Below are 236 nucleotides of genomic sequence, written 5' to 3' on the forward strand. Positions count from 1 at the left end.
ATCCCGCACTCTCCTCGTTGGCCTATCGAAAGCCAGGACCCATTACCCCAAGTCGCAATTGTTGCGCGACGCTGGGCCACGATCCCGTTCACAATCAAATGCGGTGGTTATGGGTCCTGGCTTTCGCTAGGACGACGATGAGAGTGCGGGATCACCCCTTCACTGATGCCACGCCCTCGATCTCGATCAGCATCTTCGGATTGGGCAGCGCCACGACGACGCAGGTGGTGCGCGCG

At 60.2% G+C, this 236-nt stretch carries 1 pseudogene; it reads right to left on the minus strand.

Annotation, left to right across the window (positions count from 1 at the left end):
* Positions 1-151 precede the first annotated feature (151 nt).
* A pseudogene (locus FNJ47_RS52730) lies at positions 152-236 on the minus strand (RidA family protein); the annotation flags it as partial.

The sequence above is a fragment of the Bradyrhizobium uaiense genome (assembly GCF_010811875.1).
Classification (GTDB): domain Bacteria; phylum Pseudomonadota; class Alphaproteobacteria; order Rhizobiales; family Xanthobacteraceae; genus Bradyrhizobium; species Bradyrhizobium uaiense.